Origin of the sequence: Microbacterium sp. ZW CA_36 (assembly GCF_044987475.1) — a bacterium.
GTDB lineage: Bacteria > Actinomycetota > Actinomycetes > Actinomycetales > Microbacteriaceae > Microbacterium.
Map to the genome: position 1 here is coordinate 1 of NZ_JBJDRL010000113.1, position 5,438 is coordinate 5,438.

The window sequence follows — 5,438 nt, forward strand, 5'->3', positions numbered from 1 at the left end:
CGACGGCGAGCACGACGCTGATGGCCATGCAGCGTTCGCCGGCGGCACCGTAGCCCGCATTGACGGCCTGGTCGGCCACGAGGTCGAGGTCGGCATCCGGAAGCACCAGCATGTGGTTCTTGGCGCCACCCAGCGCCTGCACCCGCTTGCCATGCTTCGAGGCGGTCTCGTAGATGTACTGCGCGATCGGCGTGGACCCCACGAAACTGATGGACTGCACGTCGGGGCTTTCCAGCAGCCCGTCGACAGCGGCCTTGTCGCCCTGCAGCACCGTGAACACGCCGTCCGGCAGCCCGGCTTCACGCCACAGCGCCGCCAGCCACAGCGCCGCCGACGGATCCTTCTCCGACGGCTTCAGCACCACCGCGTTGCCCGCGGCGATGGCGATCGGGAAGAACCACATCGGCACCATCGCCGGGAAGTTGAACGGGCTGATGATGCCGACGACCCCGAGCGGCTGCTTCAGCGAGTACACATCGATCCCGGTCGAGGCGTTCTCACTGAACGCGCCCTTGAGGAAGTGCGGGAAACCGCACGCCAACTCCACGACCTCCTGACCGCGCAGGATCTCCCCCATCGCATCCGAGACCACCTTGCCGTGCTCCGCGGTGATGATCTCCGCCAACTCCCGCTTCCGCGCATTCAACAACTCGCGGAAGCTGAACAACACGCCCTGCCGCCGCGCGATCGACCACCCCGACCACACCTCGAACCCACGCACCGCCGACGCGATCGCCGCGTCGATCTCCGCCTCATCCGCCAACGCCACCCGCGCCGACACCACACCCGTCGCCGGATTGAACACCGGCGCCGTCCGCCCCGACGACGACGGCACCTTCGCACCATCGATCCAATGCGAGATGACGCGGACGTCGCCATCGACGTCGGTCTGCGTGGGGGTGGTCTCGGTGATGCTCATGGGTGTGGTCCTTCGTGAGGGGAGGGGTTCAGAGGTCGGTGTGGACGAGGCCGGCCGCGATGTCCACGGCGGCGGCGACGTCGTCGTCGGGCGGGTAGAGGAGTGTGCGGCCGACGGTCAGCCCGCGGACGCCGGGAAGCGACAGCGCGTCCTCCCACGACGCGAACGTCTCGTCGGGATCCACGCCCGAGTCGCCGCCGAGCAGCAGCGTGGGCATGGTGGTGGCCGCCATGACGCGCTCCATGTCGTCGACGACGGGCAGCTTCATCCACGTGTTCGCGCTGGACGCGCCCAGGCCGGAGGCGATCGCGATCGACAGGATGACGGCATCCGTCGACAGGTCGTTGACGACCCGACCGGCGCTGCGGGTGCTGAGGAAGGGCTCGAGCATGATCGGCAGGCCCGCGGTCGACGCCTCGGTGACGGCACCGGCCATCGCCGTGAGCGTCGACACGGTGCCGGGGTCGGCGAGATCGATGCGCACGAGCGTCTTGGCGAAGTCGATGCCCGAAGCCACCATCGTGCGCACGTCGTAAGCCGTCATGCGGTCGTCCAGCTCGAACGATGCGCCACGCAGGCCGCCGCGGTTCATCGAGCCGACGACGATCTTGTCGTCGAGGAGGCCGAGTGCGGCGAGGTCGTCGACGATGTCGGGCGTGCCCAGCACGCCGTCGACGCCCGGTCGGCTCAGCGCCGTGGCCAGCCGGTCGAGCAGGTCGTAGCGGTCGGCCATCGCGGTCGGATTGCCACCCACCGCGAGGGCGCCGCGGGCGGGATGGTCGGCGGCGACGATGAAGAGGCGTCCGTCGCCGCGCAGCACGTCGCGACGTCGGCGGACGGTGAGGGCGTCGCGGATCGCCTCCGGCCGGGTCGCCCGGATGTCGCGGAGGCGGGTGAAGTCGTCCTCAGTGAGGAACTGGGTCATCGCAGCGCCCCCGCCTCGAGGATCGCCGTGACCTCCGCCTCGACGGGCATGGCCGTGGAGCACTCCAGGCGGGACGCGACGATCGCGCCGGCGACGTTCGCGAAGCGCAGGATGCGTTCGAGGTCCCACCCCGCGAGCAGGCCGTGGCAGAGGGCGCCGCCGAACGCGTCTCCGGCGCCCAGGCCGTTCACGACCTCCACGGGATACGGCGGCACGACGACGGACTCGTCGCGCGTCTTCGCCAGCACGCCCTTCGGCCCCTGCTTCACGATCGCGAGCTCGACCCCGCGCTCCAGCAGCGCGTCCGCCGCGCGCTCGGGCTCGGTCTCACCGACCGCGACCTCGCACTCCTCGCGGTTGCCCACGGCGACGGTCGCATGCTCGAGGGCCCGCGCCATCTGGACGCTCGCCTCCGCCGGCTCGGCCCAGAACATGGGGCGATAATCCAGATCGAAGACGGTGTGTCCGCTGGTTCGCGCCTGAAGAGCCGCGTGGTGGGCGGCGCGGCTGGGCTCCTGGCTGAGCCCCGTCGCGGTGAACCACAGGATGCCGGCCGAGCGCACGGCGTCGAGGTCGAGCTCTGCCGGTGCGACGTCCAGGTCGGGCGCCTTCGGCTCGCGGTAGAAGTACAGCGGGAAGTCGTCGGGCGGGAAGATCTCGCAGAAGGTGATGGGCGTCTTCAGCGTCTGGTTCACCCGCACGTAGCGGTTGTCCACGCCGAGGCGAGCGAGCTCCGCCAGAAGATAGCGGCCGAAGGGGTCGTCGCCGACGCCCGAGATCAGCGCGACGCGCCGACCGTGTCGCGCGGCGGCGACACTGACGTTCGCGGCACTGCCGCCGAGGAACTTGCCGAAGGTCTGCACCTCCTCGAGCCCCACGCCGGACTGGAGGGGGTAGATGTCGACACCCAGCCGCCCGAAGGCGAGGACGTCGAACGCAGGGTTGCTCTCGGTCATACTCCGCTGTACAACTCTCCGCGTGCGCCGATCGACGCCCGCATCGGTGGACAATTTGTCCTGACAATAACACAACGATCGAGCCTACGACACTCCGCGCCGTGGTCGACTGACAAAGTGGCGACGATGTAGCATTGTCGGGACATTATGCTGTCGGGACTTGGAGTGTGTGATGGCAGACGACGTGGTCAAGCTGGACGACTTGCTCGCCGACCTGGATCGCACCGGTCCGGTGCCGCTGTACTTCCAGGTGTCGAGCGCGATGGAACGGGCGATCCGCTCCGGTGAGATCCCACCGGGCGCGCGCCTCGAGAACGAGATCGCGATCGGCCAGCGTGCGGGACTGTCGCGGCCGACGATCCGGCGCGCGATGGAGGAGCTCGTCGACAAGGGCCTGCTCGTACGGCGGCGAGGCATCGGCACGCAGGTCGTCCAAGGCCAGGTCACCCGTCAGGTCGAGCTGACCAGTCTCTACGAGGACCTCAAGAACTCGCAGCACGAACCGGGAACACTCGTCCTCGAGCACGACACCCGCCCGGCCGATCCGGTGACGGCCGAGGCGCTGCGCGTTCCCGTCGGCTCGGACATCGTCTACCTCCGGCGCCAGCGCTCGACCGACGGCGTGCCGGTCGCGGTGCTCACGAACTACCTGCCGCTCGACTTCGCCGACATCACGACGGAGCAGCTGCAGCAGAAGGGCCTCTACGAGATCATGCGCGCGCGGGGCGTGACGATCCGCGTGGCGAACCAGAAGATCGGCGCTCGCCGCGCGCACGGCGACGAGTCGGGGCTCCTCGACATCGACAAGGGCGGTCCCGTGCTCACCATGGAGCGGGTGGCCTTCGACGCCTCCGGACGTGCCGTCGAGTTCGGCCACCACTGCTACCGCCCCGACATGTACAGCTTCCAGACGACGCTCGTCGCGAAGTGACGAGAGGGACGGATGCCGCCGGTCGCGGCATCCGTCCCCACATCGTCAGCGCAGCGCGCGGTCTCCCTTGAACGCGGGCGACCACTGGCCGAGGGCCTTGCCCTTGGCCGTGCCGTTCACCGACGACTGCGTGTCGGCGAAGACCAGCGTCGCGTGCGCCGCGGCGTCGGCCAGCTGTTCGAACAGCACCGGGTTGATGTTGGACGACGTGTCGCACGCCTGGTGGTAGCAGGGGTCGAGCGCCACACCCGCTGTGCCGCCGAACTTCGTCACCTGCTCCGCGGTCTTGATGTCTTCGGCACCCGAGAACAGACCGCCGGCAGGGATGCCCGCGCCGATGAAGGCGAAGTAGTCGCTGCGGCCGTCGAACGCAGTCGGCTCGGTGACCAGGTTCTGCGAGGCGAACCAATCGTCGAAGACGCCCTCCACCACGTCGGAGCCGTTCGGACCGGTGGTGCCGAACGCGTCGCCGTCACCGTCGTACACGAACCGGCCGCCGTTGGGCGAGCCGAGCATGTCGAAGTTCAGGTTGACGAGATGCTCCTTGACCTCCGCCTTGCTGAGCTGCGCCACATAGTGGTTCGACCCCTGGAGGCCGTCCTCCTCACCGCCCCAGAACGCGAAGCGGATGCGGTTCTCGGTCTCGATTCCGAGATCGGCCAGGTGCAGCGCCGTCTCCATGAGCGACGCCGTGCCCGAGCCGTTGTCGTTGATGCCCGGCCCCGCGGGAACCGAATCGAGGTGGGCGCCGACGACGACCGTGCGGTCGGTGCGGCCCGTCGGGGTGTCGGCGAGCAGGTTCCACGTGTCGATGGTGGTCGAGTTGGTGACCACGTCGATCCGCAGCACGAGCCCTGCCGTGACGACGAACTCCTCGCCGACCTCGAAGGAGGTGCTGATGACCGGGACGGGCGTTGCCGTCCAGGTCGAGGTGCCGAGCGTGCCGCCGAAGACACCGAACCGGTCGTCTCCTTCGACGTCATTGCCCTGGTTGAAGATCACGACGCCGACCGCGCCGGCCGCCACGGCGTTCGTCGCCTTGACGCTGAAGTCGCACGATCCGCGCTGGATGAGGGCGATGGATCCGGCCAGGAACCCGGCGAAGTCCGCGGATTCGCAGCCGCTCGTGGACGCACGGTCACCGGAGAGATTCACGTCGACTGCCTGCACGGCCGCCTCGACGGTGCCGCTGCCCGTGTACTCCATCGGGTAGAAGTCGTCTTCGAAGGCATACGACTCGTCGCCGGGCGCGGTCTGGTCGAGCGTGGAGCCCTCGTAGTCGATGAGCTCGTACGAGAACGGCTGGCGCTGCGTGAGGTAGCCGGCTTCCCCCAGTGCCTCCTCGACGTACTCGAGTGACGCCAGATAGCCGGGAGTCCCTGCTGCGCGGTTGCCGCCGTTGGCAGTCGCGATCGCCTGGAGCGCATCGAGATGGGTCTGGAGCCCTGCCGCGGTGACGGCTTCCGTCAGGTCGGACGTGTCGGCAGTTGGCGCGGCGAGCGCCGGAGCGCCGACCGCGGCGACGGTCAGGCCGCCGATGATGACTGCGGACGCGGCGATCGTGCCGCCGCGTCGGGTGCGATGGTTCACTGATGCTCCTCGGGGTCGTGGGAGATGTGAGGTATCGACGCCGGGATCGGCGTCTGAGCGGAACCTACAGCGCCCGCCCCTCGCACGGAAGGGGCTGTATGCTCACCGCCCGAAGAG

At 69.0% G+C, this 5,438-nt stretch carries 5 protein-coding genes; 1 reads left to right on the top strand and 4 read right to left on the bottom strand.

Going from position 1 to position 5,438, the window contains the following annotated elements; all coding sequences use genetic code 11:
- The 3 genes from ACI3KX_RS21690 to iolC form a co-directional block, all read right to left on the bottom strand.
- On the bottom strand, positions 1–919 hold a 919-nt coding region (locus ACI3KX_RS21690), incomplete at its 3' end, for an aldehyde dehydrogenase family protein (protein ID WP_404911043.1).
- A gap of 28 nt (positions 920–947) precedes the next feature.
- Positions 948–1,844 (bottom strand): deoxyribose-phosphate aldolase, encoded by an 897-nt coding sequence (locus ACI3KX_RS21695; RefSeq protein WP_349426220.1) that lies wholly within the window; start codon positions 1,842–1,844, stop codon positions 948–950.
- Positions 1,841–2,800 carry a 5-dehydro-2-deoxygluconokinase gene (iolC, locus tag ACI3KX_RS21700; RefSeq protein ID WP_404911044.1) on the bottom strand — a complete coding sequence of 320 codons (960 nt, stop codon included), beginning with the start codon at positions 2,798–2,800 and terminating at the stop codon, positions 1,841–1,843. The genes ACI3KX_RS21695 and iolC overlap by 4 nt, the downstream gene beginning before the upstream one ends.
- Before the next feature lie 172 nt (positions 2,801–2,972).
- Between iolC and ACI3KX_RS21705 the strand changes: the two genes are divergently transcribed.
- Entirely contained in the window at positions 2,973–3,731 is a 759-nt protein-coding gene (locus ACI3KX_RS21705; RefSeq protein ID WP_349426218.1) for a GntR family transcriptional regulator, read from the top strand.
- Between the two features lie 45 nt (positions 3,732–3,776).
- Here ACI3KX_RS21705 and ACI3KX_RS21710 read toward each other — a convergent pair whose 3' ends face one another.
- The gene (locus ACI3KX_RS21710) at positions 3,777–5,321 is read right to left on the bottom strand and encodes a M20/M25/M40 family metallo-hydrolase (RefSeq protein WP_404911045.1); all 1,545 of its coding nucleotides are present in this window, start codon (positions 5,319–5,321) and stop codon (positions 3,777–3,779) included.
- Positions 5,322–5,438 lie beyond the last annotated feature (117 nt).

What these genes read in the sequence shown, in the direction of transcription:
- ACI3KX_RS21695 (WP_349426220.1), bottom strand. Translation starts at nt 1,844, where the DNA reads ATGACCCAGTTCCTCACTGAGGACGACTTCACCCGCCTCCGCGACATC.
- iolC (WP_404911044.1), bottom strand. Translation starts at nt 2,800, where the DNA reads ATGACCGAGAGCAACCCTGCGTTCGACGTCCTCGCCTTCGGGCGGCTG.
- ACI3KX_RS21705 (WP_349426218.1), top strand. Translation starts at nt 2,973, where the DNA reads ATGGCAGACGACGTGGTCAAGCTGGACGACTTGCTCGCCGACCTGGAT.